This window comes from Pseudomonas sp. WS 5411 (assembly GCF_012985595.1).
Classification (GTDB): Bacteria; Pseudomonadota; Gammaproteobacteria; order Pseudomonadales; family Pseudomonadaceae; genus Aquipseudomonas; species Aquipseudomonas shahriarae.
Map to the genome: position 1 here is coordinate 77,014 of NZ_JAARMC010000005.1, position 22,852 is coordinate 99,865.

Annotated in this window: 18 protein-coding genes; 12 read left to right on the forward strand and 6 right to left on the reverse strand. The window is 57.4% G+C overall.

Going from position 1 to position 22,852, the window contains the following annotated elements; genetic code table 11:
- Positions 1-50 precede the first annotated feature (50 nt).
- Both HBR93_RS10820 and HBR93_RS10825 read left to right on the forward strand, forming a co-directional pair.
- Positions 51-611, forward strand: a complete 561-nt coding sequence (locus HBR93_RS10820) for a chalcone isomerase family protein (protein ID WP_225923786.1) — start codon at positions 51-53, stop codon at positions 609-611.
- Positions 612-930: 319 nt separating this feature from the next.
- Positions 931-1,710 carry an EAL domain-containing protein gene (locus tag HBR93_RS10825; RefSeq protein WP_169960315.1) on the forward strand — a complete coding sequence of 260 codons (780 nt, stop codon included), beginning with the start codon at positions 931-933 and terminating at the stop codon, positions 1,708-1,710.
- 147 nt (positions 1,711-1,857) lie between these two features.
- Here HBR93_RS10825 and HBR93_RS10830 read toward each other — a convergent pair whose 3' ends face one another.
- The 3 genes from HBR93_RS10830 to folE form a co-directional block, all read right to left on the reverse strand.
- Complete coding sequence (locus HBR93_RS10830; protein ID WP_120733116.1) at positions 1,858-1,998, reverse strand: DUF2256 domain-containing protein; 141 nt, start codon at positions 1,996-1,998, stop codon at positions 1,858-1,860.
- Complete coding sequence (locus HBR93_RS10835; protein ID WP_169960316.1) at positions 1,995-3,533, reverse strand: cryptochrome/photolyase family protein; 1,539 nt, start codon at positions 3,531-3,533, stop codon at positions 1,995-1,997. The genes HBR93_RS10830 and HBR93_RS10835 overlap by 4 nt, the downstream gene beginning before the upstream one ends.
- Positions 3,534-3,735: 202 nt before the next feature.
- Positions 3,736-4,296, reverse strand: coding sequence for a GTP cyclohydrolase I FolE (gene folE / locus HBR93_RS10840; RefSeq protein WP_057436461.1), 561 nt, complete (start codon positions 4,294-4,296; stop codon positions 3,736-3,738).
- A gap of 361 nt (positions 4,297-4,657) precedes the next feature.
- On the opposite strand from folE, the gene HBR93_RS10845 reads away from it, so the two are divergent.
- A complete protein-coding gene (locus HBR93_RS10845; RefSeq protein ID WP_128593075.1) occupies positions 4,658-5,182 on the forward strand; it encodes a DUF3833 domain-containing protein in 525 nt (174 codons plus the stop codon).
- Positions 5,183-5,783: 601 nt separating this feature from the next.
- Here HBR93_RS10845 and HBR93_RS10850 read toward each other — a convergent pair.
- Complete coding sequence (locus HBR93_RS10850) at positions 5,784-6,188, reverse strand: DUF2251 domain-containing protein (protein ID WP_169960317.1); 405 nt, start codon at positions 6,186-6,188, stop codon at positions 5,784-5,786.
- A gap of 521 nt (positions 6,189-6,709) precedes the next feature.
- Here HBR93_RS10850 and HBR93_RS10855 point away from each other — a divergent pair.
- From HBR93_RS10855 to HBR93_RS10895, 9 genes are all read left to right on the forward strand, one after another.
- The gene (locus HBR93_RS10855; RefSeq protein ID WP_120733122.1) at positions 6,710-7,435 is read left to right on the forward strand and encodes a molecular chaperone; all 726 of its coding nucleotides are present in this window, start codon (positions 6,710-6,712) and stop codon (positions 7,433-7,435) included.
- Positions 7,436-7,458: 23 nt separating this feature from the next.
- The gene (locus tag HBR93_RS10860; RefSeq protein WP_057959501.1) at positions 7,459-8,445 is read left to right on the forward strand and encodes a hypothetical protein; all 987 of its coding nucleotides are present in this window, start codon (positions 7,459-7,461) and stop codon (positions 8,443-8,445) included.
- A 64-nt stretch (positions 8,446-8,509) separates the two neighbouring features.
- The gene (locus tag HBR93_RS10865; RefSeq protein ID WP_169960318.1) at positions 8,510-11,320 is read left to right on the forward strand and encodes an ATP-binding protein; all 2,811 of its coding nucleotides are present in this window, start codon (positions 8,510-8,512) and stop codon (positions 11,318-11,320) included.
- Positions 11,307-12,500 carry an EAL domain-containing protein gene (locus HBR93_RS10870; RefSeq protein WP_057959499.1) on the forward strand — a complete coding sequence of 398 codons (1,194 nt, stop codon included), beginning with the start codon at positions 11,307-11,309 and terminating at the stop codon, positions 12,498-12,500. The genes HBR93_RS10865 and HBR93_RS10870 overlap by 14 nt, the downstream gene beginning before the upstream one ends.
- A gap of 82 nt (positions 12,501-12,582) precedes the next feature.
- Positions 12,583-15,771, forward strand: coding sequence for a hybrid sensor histidine kinase/response regulator (locus tag HBR93_RS10875; RefSeq protein WP_169960319.1), 3,189 nt, complete (start codon positions 12,583-12,585; stop codon positions 15,769-15,771).
- A 73-nt stretch (positions 15,772-15,844) separates the two neighbouring features.
- Positions 15,845-16,492 carry a response regulator gene (locus tag HBR93_RS10880; RefSeq protein WP_057436542.1) on the forward strand — a complete coding sequence of 216 codons (648 nt, stop codon included), beginning with the start codon at positions 15,845-15,847 and terminating at the stop codon, positions 16,490-16,492.
- Between the two features lie 149 nt (positions 16,493-16,641).
- Positions 16,642-17,244 carry a fimbrial protein gene (locus HBR93_RS10885; protein ID WP_057436544.1) on the forward strand — a complete coding sequence of 201 codons (603 nt, stop codon included), beginning with the start codon at positions 16,642-16,644 and terminating at the stop codon, positions 17,242-17,244.
- 73 nt (positions 17,245-17,317) lie between these two features.
- Positions 17,318-18,064 (forward strand): molecular chaperone, encoded by a 747-nt coding sequence (locus HBR93_RS10890; protein WP_169960320.1) that lies wholly within the window; start codon positions 17,318-17,320, stop codon positions 18,062-18,064.
- Between the two features lie 196 nt (positions 18,065-18,260).
- Positions 18,261-20,726 carry a fimbria/pilus outer membrane usher protein gene (locus HBR93_RS10895; RefSeq protein WP_057959496.1) on the forward strand — a complete coding sequence of 822 codons (2,466 nt, stop codon included), beginning with the start codon at positions 18,261-18,263 and terminating at the stop codon, positions 20,724-20,726.
- Here the strand turns inward: HBR93_RS10895 and HBR93_RS10900 are convergent, their stop codons facing one another.
- The gene (locus HBR93_RS10900) at positions 20,727-21,641 is read right to left on the reverse strand and encodes a tyrosine-type recombinase/integrase (protein ID WP_057436550.1); all 915 of its coding nucleotides are present in this window, start codon (positions 21,639-21,641) and stop codon (positions 20,727-20,729) included.
- Between the two features lie 108 nt (positions 21,642-21,749).
- Complete coding sequence (locus HBR93_RS10905; protein ID WP_169960322.1) at positions 21,750-22,535, reverse strand: hypothetical protein; 786 nt, start codon at positions 22,533-22,535, stop codon at positions 21,750-21,752.
- Between the last annotated feature and the right edge of the window lie 317 nt (positions 22,536-22,852).

Genomic DNA, 22,852 nt, shown 5'->3' on the forward strand with positions numbered 1-22,852 from the left:
TGACGCGTGGCGAGCGCATAGGTATCCAAGAGTCTTATCGAGGTATTTGCATGGCTACGCGCAACGATAGCTTGGTCCGCCACCTTATCTGTATTGCTCTTATGCTCCAGAGCGCGGACATATTTGCCGATTGGCGTGAGGCGGTCCCCAATGCCCATCTGTTGGGCAGCGGGGATATGCGAGTATTCGGTTTCTCGGTCTACAGCGCGCAGTTCTGGAGCCCACGCCTGATCGCCGGTGAGCCGCTGGTTGCAGATGCACCTTTTGCGCTTGAACTCACCTACAGCCGCGCTATTAGCCGCGATGATCTAGTCGAGGCCAGCATCAAGGAAATCCGTCGCTTGTCCCCCTACGGCCTGAACTCAGAGCTGATGGGCCGCTGGGAGCGGGAAATGCAGCACGCGTTCGTCAATGTGCGCGCAGGCGACCGCATCACGGGCGTTTATGTTCCTGGAGAGGGCGTACGGTTTTACTTCGGCGACAACCTAAGGCGCGTGGTGAGGGATGAAGCTTTCGCCAAAGCCTTTTTTGCCATCTGGCTTGACCCCCGAACACGCAACCCGGAGCTGCGAGCCCAGTTGCTGGGTGGATCTAAACCCGGGGGGCGTTGAGGCATTGCACAATTGAATAAGCCGGGTTTGTCGAATCGGTGTCCTGACGCCGGCATTCATCGCGCTGGTGCCAGTGATGCTGGCTCTGCTTGGAAATGCGCAAAACAAGATATTGGCGTGGCGAAAAACGGGCATTGCCTTTATCCATGTTGGTTTTCGGCCTGCTTCTCATCAATATTATGGCGAACGACACCTCACTATTAGGCTGGCGCGTTGCACGCGATGAACATGCGCCTTCAACGAAGCCAGATCAGTGCCGATACATACTGAAAGCTCGAAAATTATAGGTTAGGGTTGCTAAAAATCTGGAGGATCAGCCATGCCCCGTAATATTACGTTCTCTACGTTCGTATCAGTCGGCTGCGCAGAGTGCCGAAATCTAGAAGGGTTGGGGTTCGATTTCATAATGGCATTCCAGCCAATCGTTAACGTAAGAACGCGCACAACCTTCGCCTATGAAGCCCTTGTACGTGGGGTGAACGGTGAGTCGGCGGCGAGCATCTTGGATCAGGTTAATGACGACAACCGATACCGCTTTGACCAAGCATGCCGAGTCAAGGCTATCGAGAGAGCGACGGAACTAGGTTTGCTGGGCATTCCAGACTGCAAGCTCAGTATCAATTTTTTGCCAAATGCTGTGTATCGACCCGAAACCTGCATTCGAGCCACTCTGGAGGCTGCCAGACTGTTTGGGTTCCCTCCAGAGAGACTAATGTTCGAAGTGACCGAAGGTGAACGTGTTGATGACCCTATGCATCTAAAGGGGATTTTCGAAGAGTACAAGCGTCAAGGTTTCACTACATCTATCGACGATTTCGGCTCGGGTTACTCGGGGTTGAATTTATTGGCGATGTTCCAACCTCATGTGCTAAAAATTGACATGGCTCTCACAAGAAACATTGACAAAGACCCGGTTAAAACTGCAATAGTCGAAGGTATTGTTTTAGTCGCAAACCGTTTAAATATAGTGGTTGTGGCCGAAGGTATTGAAACCCGTGATGAGAGTGATGCATTACTCCGCTTAGGCATAGATCTTATGCAAGGGTACCTCTTCGCACGACCTGATACATTTCTACTACCGCTTCCAATTTATTCCTAATTGAAAATTTCATAGCGCACATCGTTGTAGGCTCAGGTTGTGATTTTTGGTGTAACGTTCTAAAACGCCTAACATCACACCGACATCCTGGCTAAGCAAGTGATTTTGGTTTGAGTCCAAGAGGGCCTGTGATGGCCATTTTTTGGCTCAGCACTGGGCAGGTTTACTACGCCGGCAGCGCTCAGAACAGTAACGAACTTCCTCCCAGCAGCGTGCCCATTTTTTCCTCCATAGGAAGGGAAGGCCGCAAGTCATGCAGGTTTTGACCGGGAGTTCACTCTTTTTCAAAATGATTCACCGTTATCTAAGTTTGCGAGCAACAATTGACCACGTTGCCAGAGCGCTTGCTGCTTTGATTCAGGCATTCGGTCGAGGTTTTTATACTGCATGCCCATACGGTGATTGCTGCGCAGGCGGTCGCTGTGACGTATCAGGAAGTGCCAATAAAGCGCATTGAAAGGGCAGGCGTCATCTGTGGTGCTTTCGCTCACCTTGTAGGCGCAGCCACGACAATAATCGGACATGCGCTTGATGTATTGGCCGCTCGCACAGTAAGGCTTAGATCCCATGTAGCCGCCGTCTGCATGCATGACCATACCAAGTGTGTTGGGCAACTCCACCCAGTCGAACGCGTCCATGTAGATTGCCAGGTACCACTCACATATTTGACTCGGCGCGATACCTGCGAGCAAAGCGAAATTGCCGGTAACCATTAGCCGTTGGATGTGATGAGCGTAGGCATGCTTAAGGCTTTGGTTAATGGCTTGGCGCATGCAGTTCATCTTCGTTTCGCCTGTCCAGTAGAACTCTGGAAGCAACCTTGTGTTGCTGAATTCATTTCCGTCGGCATATTCAGGCATCTTCAACCAGTAGATGCCTCGGACGTATTCCCGCCAACCGATCAGTTGACGAATGAAGCCTTCGGCAGCGTTCAGCGGAATCCGCTGCGCCCAGTACGCGGCTTCGACGTCGCTGCACAACTGGCGCAGACCCAGCAGGCCGATATTTAGCGCGGCGCTGATCCGCGCATGAAACAGGAAGGGTTCGTCACTGGCCATCGCATCCTGGTAGTCGCCGAACGCAGCCAGGCCCCAATCGAGAAAGTAATCCCACAAGGCTTGGGCATCGGCGTGGGTTACCGGGTAGTCGAAGGTGTCGAGGGCGCCATAGTGGCCGGAGAAGTTTTTTGCCACCAGCGCCAGCACTTCCTGGGTGATGGCATCGGCCGAAAAGCGCATGGGTGAGGGCGCTCTCGCCCCTTTGGGCAACGCCTTGCGGTTTTCGGCATCAAAGTTCCAGGCGCCACCGACCGGGCTGCGGTCGCCATTAAGCAACAAGCCACTTTTGCGCCGCATCTCGCGGTAGAAGAACTCCATGCGCAGCTGCTTTTTGCCCTCGGCCCAAGACGAAAATTCGCCGCGGGTGCAGAGAAAACGGCTATCGCTATGCCACTGGATCGTTAAGCGACAGTCCTTGAGCGACTGCTCCAGGCGCCAGTCACCGCACTCAGTCAGGTGCAGTTGCTGCGGTTGAAGCAGTGAGTGCCAGCGCCGTAACTCGCCGGGCACCGATCCACTGTTGTGTGGATCATCCAGGCTGACGTAGTGCACGCGGATACCGCGCTGCTTCAGCGCCTCGGCAAAATGGCGCATCGCACTGAAGATCAGCGCGATTTTTTGTGGGTGATGGGGCACATGGCTTGCTTCCTCCATCACCTCGACCAGCAACACCGCATCGCGCTGGGGATCCAGCCCCTGCAATGAAGCCAAGTCCCAAGACAGTTGGTCGCCCAGCACCAGGCACAGTCGGCGAATCTTACTCATTTGCCAGGCCCCCGGCGCAACGTGACTCACCAGGGTGCCGCCAACGAGAAAGGAATGCGTAACGACTCGATATCGTCATGGATCTGCTTTCAGCCATTCCAAACGCTGCGCCAAGCGCACCGCTGGCGCCTATCACCAAGGCGTTCATTTCAAAGGAACTGTTCATTGAGTCTCTCCTGCAAGCCTGCGCGAGCTCCGAGCGTTAACTGCGTTGCCCAATCAGTTGCAGGAACTCCAGCCGCGTAGCGGACGACTCGCGAAAGGCGCCCAGCATCACTGAGGTGGTCATCACCGAGTTTTGTTTCTCCACGCCCCGCATCATCATGCACATGTGCTTTGCCTCAATGACCACGGCCACGCCGGCCGCATCAGTGATGTGTGCAATAGCGTCGGCAATTTGCTTTGTAAGGTTTTCCTGGATCTGTAAGCGGCGGGCGAACATATCGACGACCCGGGCGACTTTTGACAGGCCCAGCACCCGCCCAGTGGGGATGTAGGCGACATGAGCCTTGCCGATGAAGGGGAGCAGGTGATGCTCACACAACGAATACAGTTCGATGTCGCGCACGATGACCATTTCGTCGTTTTGCGATTCGAACAATGCGCCGTTGATCAAATCCTCTAGACTGATCGTGTAGCCATTGCACAGGTACTGCATCGCTTTGGCTGCACGCTTGGGAGTATCCAGCAGTCCTTCACGCTCAGGGTTCTCGCCGACGCCGACGAGAATTTCACGGTAATGCTCGGCTATTGATGTGTTCATTAAGATTCCTCGAAGCCATGCTGCTCTCACCGTCAAATTGCAGCGCCAGTGGTCGGTTTTTATTGTACATTATCTAATGCGCTGTATAGGTTCTGTATAGGGTAAGCCTAAAAAAACCACCTGACAATGTGCGCCATTCCTAGGCGTGATGCGTATGGGTGGCTGCCGCAGGCACCATTTCTGCGCGATGCGCGTGCCCCCCCCGTTGGACAGGCCGTCGGAGTCCGTTTGTGTGGCTGTAACACCGACCTGAGGATTCAGCTGTACAGATTAATTGTTTTGTATAGCTTTTGGCGTGCCCGCAGCTGTGATCCCAATTGCTGGGCGGTTCTAAACCCCTGAGACCGTTGAGGAGTTGCACATGTTAAAGGTATTGATAGTTCTGCTAAGCATTGGTCTCGCGAGTTGCAGCCGGGTAGATGTGCATACTTACCGCCAGGAGATGCCCACCCTTGAGCTACGCGATTTTTTCGAGGGGCGGGTCGAAGCTTGGGGCATGTTTCAAAAGCGTTCAGGTGAGGTAGTCAAGCGCTTCCACGTGGAGATCAATGGCCAGTCCGAAGGCAATAAGTTAATACTCGATGAGTCATTTACTTACAGCGATGGTACTAAACAAAAACGGGTGTGGACGCTAACGCCAGTTGGCCATAACCAATGGCGCGGAACCGCTGCCGACGTGGTGGGGGAGGCGCGTGGTGAGATGGCAGGCAATACCCTGCGCTGGAAATACGTACTTAGCCTTCCTGTGGATGGTAAGGAGTATCAGGTTGAATTAGACGACTGGATGTACCTTATGGACAAGAACACCATGATCAATCGCTCGTTCATGACCAAATTCGGAGTGGAGGTAGGCCAGATCACTTTGTTCTTCCGTAAGCAACCTTGAGTAGTCAGGGCCGGCGGCAGGTACATCCTCCACGTTTCCGGTGTTCAACCCACTGTGGAAGTAACTCCAGCCTGATCCAGATCTCGGGTTCTGGCATAGGAGTAGAAAGCGAGGATCGCACGCAGATGTGCCGCAGCCGTGTTGTAAGCACGGTGCCTGGGTTTAAGTTGGGTGTAGATGAATGGGCAAGTATGGGCAACAGCGCCGCATCACCAGCTTGTACAAGCAGCGGTAGTCGTTGACCTGAAGAGAACCTGCACTGAATCAGTTTCATCGAAAGCTACCTCATTCAAGGACTCGCCATGAACACGAAACACATAGCCCGTTGAGAGAGTAGACGTCAAATACGGATTCGTCGAATCAGTGACTTACGTGGCTTATAAACATATCTGACATAGCATCTGGTTTAACATAATATACATTATGCGAACCGATGGAATATCCTCGTTGGGCTCTGCTTGACGCTTTTCACCAAGCGGCCCCCCGTGTTTCTCGCCTGCTGGAAAAACACGATGCTGAAACTCGCTGTGGCGCTGCCTACCCGTTAAACCTGGTGGATCCTTTGCGCAGAAGAAAAAGCCTGGCTAACCCAGGCTCGTACTCATGCGAACAGTTCAAGCGCAGCATCATCCCAGTCGTGGCCATGTTCAGACCTACCATTGCCAGTGTGCGGTGGAAACCCGGTACGGCAATAGCCTTGTTTCGCCGTGAAATCGAATATGGCATGCGGATAATCGTTGATTAGCAACACGGCCTTGCTGTGATCAACTGACCAACCGATCTTCAAACTGGAGGGTTTATGTTTGTCTGAAACGTCCGCGACGTTGTAGATATGCAGCGCGTCTTGAATCGGGTTGCTTTCTGCTGCTGTATCCAGGGCGTAGAAATAGCCGGTGTCTTCGTCGTCTTCGAATACGACAACGTAAGTTCCTTCTTCCGCGGGTGCTTCTGTGACCGAGTTTTGGCCCACGTGCAGTTCTGATTCGGCAGCGAGGTATATTGGCATCGGGTATTCCTTTACGAGTTGAATGTTTCAGACATCAAGAATACCAACAGCCCACGGCTGGGTGACAACTGTTAACCTGCCCTATGCCTGTCAAAAAAAACAAAAAATGAATAACTAAACTAAATAACTGTTTAGTTTAGTTATATGAATGTACAGTAGGATACGATCCTGCCGCCGCTGATCGCCTATGAACGTCCCGGCTCGCGCTGTGGTGCCCCTTCCACCACCGACTCCCCTGCCCCAGCCGGCACTGTATGAAGTGGCTGCGCAATTGGCAGGCACGCTCGACTCAAGGCAGCTCAAGCTGATATCAGGTTTTAACCTGGCCCATGACCAGCACTGGCATGTGGTGGTGTATTTCTTTAACAAGGGCGTCACTTTCGGCGGTGACAAACACAAAGCCCCCAGCCCTGAGCCAGCAATTTTCCCTTTTAAGAATCGCCTGAGAGAATCCCTGACGCCCACCTCCTACCATGGACCCCGAAGCCACTCCAACACACCCAGGAAAGCTACGGGCCCTCATGTCACCTCTCAACCACTTGCCATTCTGCCGCTCCCTGCTCTGGATCAGTGCGCTGATTGCAGCGTTGCTGGCCCTGGCGCCCTGTGCGCAGGCGACGGTCAAGATTGAAGGCACGCGCCTGATCTACTTTGGCCAATATAAAGAAGCCAGCATCAATATCGTCAATCAGTCCTCCAGCGAACTGGCGGTGCAAAGCTGGGTCACCCGCGAGGACGATGATGCAACGTCGCCGGTGCCCTTTGCCGTGGTTCAGCCGCTGGTTCGCCTGGATGCTCAACAGCATCACCTGCTGCGCATTCTGTACGCCGGCGCAGGCTTGCCCAGCGATGTGGAGTCGATGTTCTTGCTTAACGTCATGGAAATCCCGCTGAAGCCGGAAGCCGCCGACAGTGTGCAATTTGCCGTGCGCCAGCGCCTCAAGCTGTTCTATCGCCCGGCCGGGCTGGCAGGCAGTTCGTCAGAGGCCGTGCCGCAACTGGTATGGAGCCGCACCGATGGGCAAACCCTGACCGTCACCAATCCCAGTGCGTTTCATCTGTCCCTGGTGGATGTGCAAGTCGACAAAGGCGGCCAGGTTCAAGTGCTGGATGACTACCTATTGCTCAAGCCCGGTGAGCGCAAAGTCTTCAGCACCCAGGCCCCCATTAGCGTCGGGAGCCAAATCAACTTTACCGAAATCACCGATATCGGCTTGCAGGCCCGCCATCGCGCGGTTCTCAAGTGATGGAACGCGGGGAATACCGACCTATGTCACCTCTTAAATACCTACTCGTGGCCACCCTGCTTGTCAGCGCTGCCCTCCCCGCTACCAGCTATGCGCTGGCCTGCCGGGTGGACGGTAGCGGCTCGGTCGCCGACACCGCACCGCTGGGTACCGCATTGGCGGTGGCGGCCGATGCGCCGGATGGCACGATTATCTGGGAGTCGGGCCCACGCTCGGTCAACGTGATTTGCAAGGATGACTTTGAGCACGGCCGCGAAGAAGTGTTTTTTTACCTGAACCCGGCAAGCGTCAGTATCGGCAAGGGCATTCGCGCCGGGATCCGCTATAACTCAGTGCCCATCACCCAAAGCAGTGGCAAGTACGGTACAGGGTTCTACTCCGACCGCGGTTGCAACCTGTCAAATTGCGTCGGTTGGGACAAGGCCCGGTTCACCCTCAACTTCAGCGTGTTTATCGAGAAGTTTGGTAGCACGCCGCAAAACGGCCAGGCCAGCACCCTGTCGCAATACCGGGTCTTTCAACTGGACGGGATTACGGGGCTCAACAGCCGGCCCAACAGCAACCTCAATTATATCGTCACCGGCGTGAACGACATTCGCTTTGTGCCCTGCACGCCAGACCTGACGATTACCCCCAGTGTCGTCAACTTTCCCAAACCCTCGCGCCTGGCAAAGGTCGGTGAAGTGGCGAGCACCGCTACCTTCAATCTGAGCCTGCGCAAAGCCTGTGACACTCCGTACACGGTGAGCGCTCGCTTCGCCACGACACCGGGCGGCGGGAGCGTGATCAATGGTTTGTTGGTGCCCGCTAATAACAGCTCCGTGGGCATCGCGTTATCCTGGGACTACACCCATCAAAACCTGCCATTCAATGAATGGTTCCCCTTGGCCAAAATGAATGGTGCCAACCAGACCTTCCGCCAAGACTTCAGGGCTGATTTGAAGTGGCGCGCCCTGCCTCAGCCTGGTGCGTTCGATGCCGCGGTGGTTGTCGATATGTTCTACAAGTAAGCCCATGGGCGCTTTTAAGGATCGTCTTATGCCCAGGCGGCGGATGGCTCATTAAAATCCGCCGATGCGATTTAAAAGTTATCTGCTCCAGATCAATCCCGTCCTGTCCCGACCCGAAGCAGCCAGAAGGCTGCTTCGTCTTTTCGCCATCGTGTTATTGATTGGCATCTTTAGCGGTGTCTACACGTTTCTGCTGTCCACGTTCAACAATGACATCTCTCAGCGGCGCGGCTACATGAGCAGCGCGATTGCCGAAGCCCATACGTTTTTCACTACCCGCGAAGCCTTGCTCGAAAGCCTGAGCCTGTCGGCGGTGCGCAAATCCATGCAGGCCAAAGCGCAAGCGTACCCGGCTTCCAGCGAAGAGCAGCGCCTGCAGTTGGGCAGTACACCGGGCAACCAGTGGAGCATCTGGCTGACCTCACGCATGCGCAACTACCTGAAGGTCAAACAGGTCAACCTGCTTTACGTGACCACCGGCCCCAACCCGCAATTAACCCGACTCTACGATTCAACGGCGCAGGTATTACCGTTCTCCCAATGCATGCTCAATCGCCTCAGGACGCTGAAGAAACGCAACCCAGTGGACCCAGGCGAACTCTGGCTGAGTGACCAGAGCGAAGGGCATTCACATTTGTATCTATTCATTCTGCTGGATGAGCGTGACCCCAATTCCGGCTGGCTGGGCCTGGAAATGGAAAGCCACGAAGTGTCCATGACCCTCAATGACCAGAGTGCGGGCGAGTTCATGATGCTCAATTCCAAGGGCATGCTGGTCTTTACCAATAGCCACGAACCCCAGTTGAACCAGTCATTGCTCGAGCCCCAGGGTGCGAACTTTTTCGGTTTTGTCGGCAGTGGCCTGCTGCCGGATCATCTGGTCATTCGCAAGCAACTCAAGTCGTCGGACTGGCAACTGATGTACTCGATCAACCTGCGGGATGTGGTCCGCGGATTGTGGCGCGAACTGCTCGGTTCGCTGGTGTTTTGCCTGTTCAGTGTGACGCTGATCTGGCTGGTGATGCGCCGGGTCAACCAGCGCTTCATCATCCCCTCGATCAACGGGATTCAGGCACTGATTGAAAGCGAGGCCTTCAGTCGCGACGTGATCCAGACCGCGCCGGTCGCCTTGTGCGTGCTGCGTCGCACCGATGGCCAGGTTGTGCTGGAAAACACCCTGGCCCAGCATTGGCTGGGTAACGGCCTGGAGCGCGAAGCGCTGTGCACCGGCTGGATCCGCCAGGCGTTCGATAGCGCTCCGTCCGGGCATTGCGACTACTTCGAGACCCTCGACGGCCGCCACCTTTACCTCAGCAGCGCGCCTACCCGCTATAGAGGCGAGGACGTGCTGTTTTGCGCCTTCAGTGATATCAGTGCGCGCAAGCAAGTTGAAGCCGCCCTGGAAGAGGCCCGGCAGTCGGCCGACGCAGCGAATGCCGCGAAAACCCTGTTTCTGGCGACCATGAGCCATGAAATACGCACGCCGCTGTATGGCGTACTGGGCACCCTGGAGCTGTTGGCCCGCACCCAGCTCGACAACCAGCAAAAAGACTATCTGCATGCAATAGAAGGCTCTTCGGCCACCTTGTTGCAACTGATCTGCGACGTACTCGACGTGTCGAAGATCGAGGCCGGGCAACTGGCTCTGGAACTGAGTGAGTTCTCGCCGCTGGACCTGGTCAATGAAATCATCCAGGGCTATGCCGCCGCTGCCATGGGCAAGGGCTTGCAGCTCTACGCCTGCTTTGACCCCAAGTTGCCCGAGCGGTTGATCGGGGATGTCACGCGCATTCGCCAGATCCTCAATAACCTGCTGAACAACGCCGTGAAGTTCACCGACTACGGGCGCGTGGTGCTAAGGGTCAAGTTGCTGGACCGCGACGACGAGCGCTCCAGCGTTCTGTGGCAAGTGTCCGACACCGGCAAAGGGATTGCCCAGGAAGACCAGGCGATGATTTTCGAACCTTTCTACCAAACCGAAGGCAACACCAACGTGGTGGCCGGGACCGGGCTCGGCTTGCCGATTTGCCAGCGCCTGACGCAATTGATGAACGGGCATATCCGTATGGTCAGCGAACTGGGCCTGGGCAGCAGTTTCAGCCTGACCCTGCCTCTGGAAGAGGCGCCCTGTACGCCCATGAGCAGCCTGTTGGCAGAGACGATCTATGTGGTTTCGCCGATCCCCGAACTCGCTCAATCCATCGGCGGCTGGTTGCGCCGTTGGGGCGCCCGCGCACAGATCGGCCAGCCGACCCACCCCGAGGGCCAGTTACTGTTGGAACTGCATCCAGGCAGTTTCGAACAGCCACTGGTGCCCGCCTGGCCGGGGCCGGTAATCCTGGTGAGCAGCAACAGCAGCAATGGCCAGCAGAGCGAGACCGGCGCGTGGCATGCCAACCTCAATCAGTTGAGCGCGATTCACCAGGCTGTCAGCCAGGCGCAAGGGTTGTGGGTGGCCAGGGTCGACGAGCAGGCGCACAAGCGTGAACTGCGCAAGCTCAACCTGCATGTGCTGGTGGCCGAGGACAACGTTATCAATCAATTGATTTTGCGCGATCAGCTTGAGGAACTTGGCTGCACCGTGGAGTTGGCCTGCGATGGTCATGAAGCGCTGCTGCTGTGCAAGGCCTCACACTTCGATGTGGTACTGACGGATGTGAATATGCCCAGAGTCAACGGCTATGAATTAGCCAGGGAGTTACGCAGCCAAGGTTGCTCGCTGCCCATCATCGGGGCTACCGCCAACGCCATGCGCGGCGAGGCCGACTTGTGCCTGGCCGCAGGTATGAACTATTGCCTGGTCAAACCCTTTGCGTTGCGGGCCCTCTTTAATTACCTGGAGCCTTACGCACGGATCCCCCATGAAGCGCTATAGTATTTTGATCGTCGAGGACCATCCTCTGCAGCACTTGTACCTGCAGAACCTGCTCAATGAATTGGGAGACTTCATGCTTGAAGCCGCCCAGGATGGGAACGAGGCACTGGAGCGTTTGCGCCAGCGGGATTTCGACCTGGTGCTGACTGATCTGCTGATGCCGGGCATGGATGGCGTGCAGTTTATCCAGAGCCTGGCAACCCTGCGCTGCAAGCCCGCCCTGGCCATTATGAGTGCCGCGTCGCGGCGCATGTTGATGGCGGCCAGCCTGGTGGCGAAAAACCTTGATGTGAAAGTCATCGGTCTGATCTCAAAACCCGTCGCCGCCGACGCGCTGCGCAGCCTGGTCGGCCAACTCAATCACAAGGATCGCAGCCCTGACCCGTCGCTCCCCGCCGCAGCGGAAATTGGTCGGCATACGCTGCTCCAGGCCATGGGTAACGGGCAAATCCAGGCGTGGTTCCAACCCAAGAAATCCTTGGCCAACGGCCGTATCGTCGCCGCTGAAGCACTGGTGCGCTGGATGCACCCCGAGCAAGGGCTAATGTTGCCCGCGGCGTTTTTGCCGGCAATCAAGACCTTCGAACTGGAGGAGCGTTTGTTGTGGCTGGTGCTCAAGCAGGCCATTCATGCGCAGGAGCGATGGCGTCAGCGCGGATACGATGTTCCAGTGTCGATCAACCTGCCGACCCACCTGCTCAATAGCCATGACTTGGCAGACCGCCTGCTGGATTTTGTCCTGGATAACCAGGGTATTCCGGGGATGATCTGCTTCGAACTGATGGAGTGCTCGGTGCCCCAGGACATCAGTAACTTCTATGCCGGAGCCTGCCGCCTGCGTATCAAGGGGTTTGGCCTGTCCCAGGACGATTTCGGCAAAGGCTACAGCTCATACCTGAACCTGGTCTCGACCCCTTTTACCGAGCTCAAGATCGACCAGGCGCTGGTACAAGGCTGCCACGATAACGAAGGCATGACGTCGGCCCTGGCCAGTATCATCGCACTGGGCCGTAAACTGGGGCTGACCGTGGTTGCCGAAGGCGTCGAAACGCCCCAGCAGCTGGCCCTGCTGCGCAAAATTGATTGCACTCAAGTTCAGGGTTTCCTGATCTCTCAGGCAGTCTCCTCGGAACAATTTCAGCAACTGTTGAACAATGATGGCCCCGCGACATCTCATTAGCCTGCGGCCCGAATTTGTCTAACCTCTATCAGGAGTAAGCTCCATTCAGTGCCGATTTCTCATCCGCCTGCGAAAACCCTTAATGAAGCACAACGACGCCATCCTTGAAGCATTCACCCGCAGCTCACTGCGCCTGAATAAAGGGCTGATGGTGGTGCTCGGTCTCGCATTGCTGTTGGCGGGCACCAGTTACTGGGCACTGCAGCGAGTGATCGACGAGCAGTACGCCGCCGTGCGTTTTCATTTTGCCCGGCTGATGGAAAATATCCAGGAACAGGAAACGTTCTTGAGAACCCTGGCGCAGCCCGCTATCCAGCGCGATCTGATCAGTGACAAAAACACCCAGGCCAGCCTCAAGGGGCAAAGGCTGGATGCGTACAACACGCGTTTTGAAGGCCGCGAGTTCGCCTTTTCGGTGCCCTTCAGCAGCCGATTCGATGAGCAACGGGTCAGCGCTGGCGAGCAGCAGAAGATATTTGCCCTGGGGACCCACCTGGCCAGTTACTACAGCGCATTCTGGTCATCGTCGCCCTACCCTTCACCCCATGCGTTTGTCTTCAATAGGCTCGTCAACTACTACATAACGGTGCCGGCGGTCGGCTACCAGCGCGGCGGGAAGACCGCCTACAACGGCCCCTCCGCCGAGCGGGCCGACGCCGTGCAACAAAGGCTGGGGCAACTGCCTCAGCCTCTGGCGGACAATCAGCTTTACTGGGAAGCCTACGTCACGTCCGGCGAAGACCCTGCGCCTCCGCGTCTGCTGGCCTACATCGGCATTACCCTGAACCCCCAGGTGATGCGCAGGCATGAAGGCAATAAACAGGTGCTGGTGGCCACCCTGCTGGATATGGCGCAAGTCAACGATGTGGAGCGCACGATCGAGTCGTCCGTCTACGACCGCTTCACCCTGCTCTCACCCAGCGGCCAGACGCTGGCGGGGCCGTCTGTCCTGGCCTCTTCGCTGAGTGAGGGACTCAACTTTCGGGCCAACGGCCTGGAGTTCAAAATTACCCACGACACCGAGCAGCAGTGGACCGCGATCTATGGGATCAGCTACAAGCATTTTTTTCGCTATGCCTTTTGGCCGCTGACCAGCCTGGCGCTGTTTATCTGTGCGGTGCTGGCGATCTCCTGGGCCGGCACCCGCTGGTATCGCAAGCAAGTCATTCGCCCGGCGCGCCAGGCCCATGAACGCATCGCAGAGAGCGTGGCCTTTAGCCGTGTGATCATCGACACCGCGCCCACTGGGCTGTGTGTGGTGGGCCGCGCAGATGGCCAGGTGTTGATCGAGAACCAGCGGGCGCAGCAATGGCCGGGCACGACCAGGCTGGTGGCTGCCCTCGGCCGCATCCAAGAAAGTGCCGAGAGCGGCGAAACCTACCTGGAGATCGAGGGCCGGCATTTGCAGGTTGGCTTTGTCTCGACCCGTTACCAGGGCCAGGATGTGCGCCTGTATGCGTTCAGCGACGTCACCCGCCATGTCGAGGATGCCTTGGCCCTGGAAGATGCCAGGCGGGCCGCCGACGCGGCCAACGAAGCCAAGACGCTGTTCCTGGCGACCATGAGCCATGAAATTCGCACGCCTTTGTATGGCGTGCTGGGCACCCTGGAATTGCTCGGGTTGACGCCCCTGGACCCACGCCAGAAAACCTACCTGCACACGATCCAGCGCTCATCTGCGACGTTGTTCCAACTGATCAGCGACGTGCTGGATGTGTCGAAAATAGAATCCGGGCAGATGGCAATCGAATCCATCGAGTTCTGCCCCCTGGACATGTTGGAAGACACGCTGCACACCTACACCGCCTTCGCCCAGCGCAAGGGCCTGCAACTGTATGGCTGCATTGACGCGCAACTGCCGGACTGCGTAGTCGGCGACCCCATGCGTATCCGCCAGATCCTCAACAATCTGGTGAGCAATGCCGTCAAGTTCACCGACATCGGGCGCGTGGTGATTCGGGCCAGGGCCGTGCGTCGCGGCGACGATCGCGTCGACCTCGAATGGCAGGTGACCGATTCTGGCGTGGGCATCAGCCAGGCGCAGCAAGCCAAGCTGTTCGATTTGTTTTACCAGGCCCCGGACACCGCCGGCCAAGGCGGCGCAGGGTTGGGGCTGCCAATTTGTCGCTGGCTGGCCGAGATGATGGACGGCCAGATCAAGGTCGTCAGCGAACCCGGCCTGGGCAGCAGTTTTACCTTGAAGATGCGCTTGCCGCTCGGCACCAGCGAGCTGCCGGGCCTCACGCCCATTGAACCGAGTACTTCACCTGTGTATGTGCAGGCACCCGTGCGCGAGTTGGCGGAGTCCCTGTGCGACTGGCTCAACCGCTTGGGTATCCAGGCCACGTTGGCGGCGCTGCCCCTGGAGCAACAGAGTGCGCAGGCGGTGCTGGTGGATATGCTGCCTGCCGGCCCCCTGCAGCCATGGGATGGACCGCGGGTGCTGTGTGTGCCGGGCGCGCATAGCCCGCCTCTGTGCACCGCGCAGGGCTGGGAAGTGGATATGCATGATGTGCGCGCCATTGCGTCAGTGGTTGCCCTGGCACAGCAAGGTAAACAGGCGTCAGCGCTGCGTGTCGAGCAACAGAGCGCGGGGCAGTTGGAGCTGCGCATTCTGGTCGCCGAAGACAATCCGGTGAACCAGGAAATCATCAAGGAGCAACTCGAGGCCCTCGGCTGCACGGTGACGCTGGCAGACAATGGCGAGCAAGCGATGCACCTGTGGCAACCCCAGGCCTTTGACCTGGTGCTGACGGATATCAATATGCCGTTGATGAACGGCTATGAACTGGCCCGCATCCTCAGGGAGCATGATCCTCAATTGCCTATCATCGGTGTCACCGCCAATGCCATGCGCGAGGAAGGCATTCGTTGTCTGGCGGTCGGGATGAATGCCTGGTTGGTAAAACCCTTGAGCCTGCAAACCCTGCGTGCGCAATTGATCAAACTGTGCAAACCGACATTGCGCGCTGAGCTGCTGGTGATTGACACGGTGCAGCTGTCGGACAAAATGCGCCCGTTGTTTATCAGCAGCGTGCAGCAAGACTTGCAGCGCATCAGTGCCGCTCTTGAGCAGCGTGATTGCCGGTGCCTGGCTGAAACCCTGCACTCGGTTGCCGGCGCATTGGGTGCCGTGCAGGCACTCGACCTGGCCCAGGCGTGCATCGAGCTGGAAAGCCAGTTGGCAGTCGGTCGGCTCAATGCCGGGCTGGAACTGCGGATAAAGCAGGTTATCGGCAGGCTGTCGGCCTTGCTCGGGGCGCAGCTATGAGCGCACCGCACGCCCTTGTGTACACGCGCATGGGATCACCTCACTTACTGAACCAGGATTACGGCTCCCCCCTATGAAGACATTCACTGTGGTAATTGCAGACGATCACCCCATCGTGCTTCTGGGGGTACGTGAACTCGTCGAGAGGGACGAGCGTTTTCAAGTCATCGGCGAAGCGATCTGTTCGGCGGGCCTCATCAAATTGCTTGAGCAGCAGCCCATCGACATTGTGATCACCGATTACAACATGCCCGGTGATTCGCCCTACGGCGATGGCTTGAAGCTGGTGGAGTACCTGAAGCGGCATTTCCCCGACGTGCAAATCCTGATTCTGACCATGATCTCCAATCACCTGATTCTTACCCGCCTGCAGGAATTGGGCGTGGTGGGCGTGATCCAGAAAAGTCAGTTGCATACGGAAATCCAGGTCGCCCTCAAGTCCATTGCCCAGCAGGCGCATTACCGGAGCCTGGAGCCGGCCAAGACCTCGGTTATCGAGTCGTTGACCGCTATTGATGAACGCTTCTCTACGCTGTCGCCCAAAGAATTTGAAATATTGCGCTTATTTATTTCAGGAAAAAGTGTCAGTGATATCGCGCGCAGCCAAAATAGAAGTTCAAAAACCATCAGCGCGCAGAAGATTTCCGCCATGCGAAAACTTGAAGTAAGCAGCGATCAGGACTTGTTGGCCTACTGCCTGGAATACAATATTTTTAACTAAGCTCCTTTTATTTAGCTCGCTATAAAACCGATTACCCCCTCACTTTAAGTGCTTTATAAGAATCGTCTTATTCTCTATAAGGCCCAGATTAACTATTGTTCGTTGGCAGTTTCAACCCATCACCACAACCAACACTAACGGACATCATCATGAAGAAGTTTTCCCTGGCCCTTATCGCTGTGTCAGTTATCGCCGCCAGCAGCAGTGCGTTTGCCGAAACTACCCCGGGTACGGGTACCCCGGGCGGCGGCGGCAAAATCACCTTCACCGGTTTGATCAACAACGACGCTTGCTCGGTTGATGGTGCCAACGCCGATCGCGTGATCTCCGTCGACATGGGCACTGTCTCTATCAAAGACATGGGCACCGCTGAAAACCCAGCTTCGGGCCGTGTGACCGCCAAGGACTTCAACCTCAGCGTGAACTGCAACCTGGGCACTAAAGTGGCAATGATCTTTGACGCCAAAAGTGGCGGTTCAGGCCTGGTTACCGGTAAAAAAGTCCTCGCCCTGACCCCTGGTAACGGCAGCGCAAGCAACGTCGGTATCGCCCTGCTCGACAGCACTGGCGCGCTGATCGACCTCAGCTCCCCGGCCACCGCCCGTATCGAAAGCGCCATGCACGGCCAAGGCAGCGACGGCGGCGACGCAACCTTGAGCTTTGCCGCAGCCTACGTCACCACCGGTGCAGCCGGCGCCTCCACCGCGGGTCGCGGTGACGCTACCCTGCCGTTCATCCTGCAATACGAATAAACGACACGCAGCGCCTGTCACGTGCGAGGTCTTCGGACCTCGCCACTTATCCGACCACTAAACGGTAGACATCATGTTACCTCGTTCCATTGCCACAGGCCTGGGGCTGCTGACCCTGCTTATGGCGACCCAGGCTGCCGCCAGCATTTCACTGAGTGCCACCCGTATCGTCTTCGATGGCGATCACAAGGAGGCCAATATCACCGTGCGCAACGGTAATCAGGACGTCTTGATTCAGTCTTGGGTCGATACCAGCGATGCACAAGACAGTGCCGCGCCGTTCGCCGTAACCCCACCACTGGCACGCATATTCGCCAAGGAGCAACAGTTACTGCGAGTTCTCTACCAGGGTGCCGGAATGCCAACGGATCGTGAGTCCGTGGTCTGGCTCAATGTGCAGGAGATCCCGCAAGCCGCCGCCTCCGACAACACGTTGCAACTGGCCGTACGCCAGCGCATCAAGATTTTCTTCCGCCCATCCGGGTTGCCTGGCGATGCCCTGTCGGCACCCGCGCAATTGGAGTGGCAACTGGTCAAGCGCGATGCCGGGTCATTACTGACAGTAAAAAACCCGACGCTGTATCACGTGTCCATGGCCGATATAAAACTACAGGCCGGGCAACAAACGGAACTGGCTGCCGACTCGACAATGATTGCGCCAGGTGCCGAGAAACAGTTCAGCATTAAACAACTGAGTCGCCAGGATTCAGTACAACTGTCTTTTTCCAGTATTAACGACTATGGCGCACAAGATAAATACAGTGCCCAACTTGTACCGCACTTGGCGGCCAAGGCTACGGGTACTCGCGCCAAGCCATAAGTAGCTCCCTTAAACCCTCAGGTTCGATTCGAGTGCGTACTCGCGTGCCTCGCCTGTTCGATAAACAGGAATGATATAGGTTCTTTGCATGTTTTTTCTTTTAGGCAGCAGGCCCAATCATTACATATCAAGCGAGCGCACTTCACGCGTGTCGACAACTTGCACATCACTCAAGTTGAGCACGCTATCACTGGCCATGCTTGCCGGTTCGCCGTCTTTGGCGATTGCCGATGAGCCCGCCGTGAACGTCTTCAACACCACCTTCTTGCAGGGTGCGCAATCGTCGGTAGACCTGCAGCAATTGCTCTCGGCCAACAGCGTGCTGCCCGGCAACTACCGGGTCGACCTGTACAGCAACGAGGTCCTGGTGGGCCGGCGCGACATCGACTTCAAGCGCAACCCACAGACCGGCCGGGTCGATCCGTGCCTGACCCTGGACCTGCTCAAGCAACTGGGCATCGACATGAGCCTGTTGCAGGCCCAGGGCAAGCTCGACCCCAACCAGCCCCAGGACTGCTACGACCTGCCGACACTGATCGACCAGGCGACCTTGCGCTATGACGCCAGTCGCCTGCGCCTGGCGGCGAGCATTCCGCAGGTCGCGATGCAACGTGGCATGCGTGGCTATGTCGATCCCCAGCTGTGGGAGGATGGTGTGCCGGCGGCGTTTATCAACTATCAACTCAACAGCAGCCGCACTGCCGGCGACTATGAAACGCGCATCAACAACAACCTGGGGCTGCGCAACGGCATTAACCTGGGCGCCTGGCGGCTGCGCAATGAGTCGAACCTGAGTAGCGGCACCGGTCGGCCGAGCACCTTCACCAGCAACCGCAGCTACGTGCAGCATGACGTGACCGCGCTTAAGGGGCAGTTCAGTGCCGGCGAGATTTTTTCCGATACCGACCTGTTCGACAGCGTGCGCTACCGGGGCCTGAAGCTGGCGTCCGACGAAGGCATGCGCGCCGACAGCGAGCGTGGTTATGCGCCGGTGATTCGTGGCGTGGCGCAGACCAACGCCACGGTGGAAATCCGCCAGAACGACTACATCCTGTACACCGCCAACGTCGCACCCGGGCCTTTCGAGATCAACGATATCTACCCCAGCGGTTCGAACGGCGACCTGGAAATCACCATCATCGAGGCCGATGGCCGTCGGCGTGTGACCACGCAGGCGTTCTCCAGCCTGCCGATCATGGTGCGTGAAGGGCAGGTCAAATACAGCGTTTCGGCCGGTAAATTCAGCAGCAATGCTGACGGTTTGGCGAGCCCGCAATTTGTCAGCAGCACCCTCGCCTACGGCCTCACCAGCAACCTCAGCGGGATTGTCGGCCTGCAAGTCAGTGAAGACTACAAGGCGTTCTCCCTGGGGGTGGGCCGCAACACATCGCTGGGTGCCGTGTCCATGGACGTCACGCACTCGTCGAGCGCCGCCCAGGGGCAAACCACCCAGGGCAACAGTGTGCGTGCGTTGTATGCCAAGACATTTGCTGGCACCGACACCAACTTTACGCTGGCGGCGTATCGGTATTCGACCGAGGGTTACCGCACCCTGACCGACCACGTCGAGGACACCAGCGAAGATGCAGTCAAACGTACCGGTAACTCGAAAACCCGTACCGACCTGACGATCAACCAAAGTCTCGGGCGCAACCGTGAGTTCGGTAGCCTGTATGTGAACGCCAGCGATCAGCGCTATTGGAACCGTGGCGGCTCCCAGAGCTTTTCGGCCGGCTATAACAACAACTGGGGGGACCTGAGCTACAACCTGGGCGTGACACGCACCAAGCAGATCGCCAGTTGGGGCGCACCCGACTCCGACACCCAGTTCAACCTGTCTGTTTCGTTTCCCTTGGGCAGCCAGCCTCGGGCACCCCGCGCTTTTGTCACCACCAGTACGCAGCAAGGCGACACCAGCACCCAGGCCGGTATCAACGGTTATGTGGCAGATACCAGCGATGTGTTCTATTCAGTCCAGGCCGGCCATAGCAGCACCGGCGGCCAATCGGGATCGGCCAACATCAACAGCCGCACCTCCATGGCCGATATCAGCCTGGGGTACAGCCAGGGGCGTGGTTATGACTCACAAAACCTCAACGTTTCCGGCTCGGTAGTGGCGCATGCGGGTGGCATCAACTTGGGGCAGACCGTCAGCGAGACCTTCGCCCTGGTACAGGTACCGGGCATCAGTGGGGCAAAAATCAGCAGCTACAGCGGCGTCGAAACCGGGCGCAACGGCTATGCCGTCATCCCCTCGGCGCAACCTTATCGAGTGAACTGGATCAGTCTCGACACCCGTGACCTGGGCGGTGATGTAGAAATCACCCAGGCCACACAGCAAGTGGTGCCGCGCCGTGGGGCGGTGGTATTGGCCCGCTACAGCGGCAAAACCGGGCGTCGCGTGCTGTTTGAGCTGTTTGATGCACAGCACCAGCGCCTGACGTTTGGCGCCTCACTGGAAGACGCCAGCGGCAAGCAGTTGGCCATCGCCGACCCCAGCGGTAACGCCTTGGTGCTGGTTGAAGAAGACCAGGGCAGCCTGACGATCAAGTGGGGGGGCCAGCAATGTACTGCGGCGTATGCACTGCCCGCGCAAGACAAGGCGCTGAACTACGAGCGCCAGGCGTTGGTGTGTAGCAGCGAACCCGCTGGTGACCGTTGATCAAAGATCAAACCGATCAATCGCCCGCCGCCGCTCGTTGTCATCGCGCACGTCGTAGCTGGCGGTGGTCTGGATATTGGTGTGGTGCGCCAGTTTCTGCGCAATGGACAAGTCATGTTCTTCAATCACCCGGGTAATAAACGAGCGGCGGAAATCATGGGGCATGATCTTCACACCGACCTGTTCACCACGCTGGCGGGCGATGTAGTAAATCGCATGTTTGGTGATGCGTTCGCGGGTGATATGGCTGCCGCGGCGGATGCGGTTGAACAGGAAGCTATCGTCCTGCTCCCCTTCCTTTAACTGCTCGCGGCGAAACTCCAGCCATGCCTGCAATTTGGCAAACGCCCAGGCCGGTGCGTACTTGAGCAGTTCCTTGTTGCCCTTGCCCGTCACCCGCAGGCTGCGTTCGGCAAAGTTCACCTGGGCCAGGTCGAGGTTGACCGACTCTGACTTGCGCATCCCCGAACCGTAGAGGATCCCGATCACCGCCGCGTCCCGCAGGCCCTGTGGCCGTGGGTCGGCGGCGCAGACATCCATCAGTTCGCGAATCAAGGTGCGACGCAGGTTACGCCCCTGGCTCAAGCGCGTGCCGGCGGTGGCTTTGACCGAACGCATCTTCAGCAGGTGTTCCTGGCTGATCAGGCTGATGCGCCAGGCTTCGTTCATTACCCCGCGTACGGCGTTGACGTACAGCGATGAGGTGTTGGGTGCATACCCGTCTTCGCGCAACACGGCGACCAGGGCCATTACGTGTTCCGGTTGCAACAGGTGCCAGTCGATATCTTCGAGGTTGATCTCTTCGAAACCCAGGCGGTCGGCGGCATCTTGCAGCACGTAGCGCATGGTCAGTTGGCTGGAAGGCGCCAGGCGCGCGAGATACAGGGTCAGGGGGTTGCGGGAAATCTCGGTCAAAATAGATCAGCCTTGAGATTAAATATAGAGACTAAGCCTCTGTTTAATCTCAGTATTTAGTGGTTTGGCGAGCGCCGAGTCTAACCCAGGTCGGCGCTGCATACCAAACTAGGGCTCATCCTCGGCGGGTGCCGGGCTTTGCTGCTGGCTCCAGTCGGCGTTCTGTTTTTGCATCAACGCAAACCATTGCTGACGCATGAAAGCCAACAGCTTGGTGGGCGCCTTGGCGAAGTCCTGCTCGTCGTTGTAGCAGCCTGGCAATGGCAGGTCGGTGCCCTGCTCCTGGTATTGACTGAGCAATGCCTGCTGCCCGGCAACACTGCAATCGGTGGGCAGCGGCATGCCGCGCAGGGCGCCGGCTTCCTCGTCCCACCAACTGGCGCCATAGCGGTCAACCCCGCGCAGTCCGTATTTGTGTGATTTGCCGATATGCATGATCAGCTTGAATTCACGGGGGCTGACATCACTGGTGCAGGTGCGCGAATAGCCCACGGTCACTTGGCTGGGGCCATCCCCCAGCAGGTCGGTGACGTGAGTCGCGGCGCTATCGAAATGCAGGCCGGCGTCGAATTCGCAACGCTGCACATCGTCATGCAGCATCCACAGACGCTTGGGCCGGTCACCCTCCAGCAGGTACTGCGCAGCATAGATCGCCGCCGATTGTGTGCCGTCGTCATCGCGCTCGCCGGCTTCCTGCTCGGCCAACACCAACAGGTTGTGGCCCTGCCGGTCATCCCAGCTATACGCGGCGACCTGCCGGCCCCTGACTTCGACCCCGGCGGGAACCTGAGCGACCGGCGTCAGGCTCAGCCCCTCTTCCGCCCGGGCGGCATGGGCCGCGCCTAGCGTCATCCACAACATCATCAAGACTGGCCGTATCTGCACGCTGTTCATCCGACTACCCAGGCAAGAGATCGCTTACTTTACCGGGACTTGCAGAGGGTTGCAGAGAAGATTCTTCAGGCGCCACGGATTAACAAACGGGGTGATTCAGCGTGAATACGCACTAAAGCACTTACAGATAATGACTACAGCGCAAACAGTTATCGTTTGTCTGCGTTCCTTATTGTCTAGCTGAACACTAGCTGTCTGCCCACCAAATAAACGAGTTTTTCATCCGCCTTTCATATTCGCTGGACAAATTTGCGCTTAATCTTGGCCGCAATACTTGAGGGAATGCCCTGCTTTGCTGACTAACCCCTTGATAATGC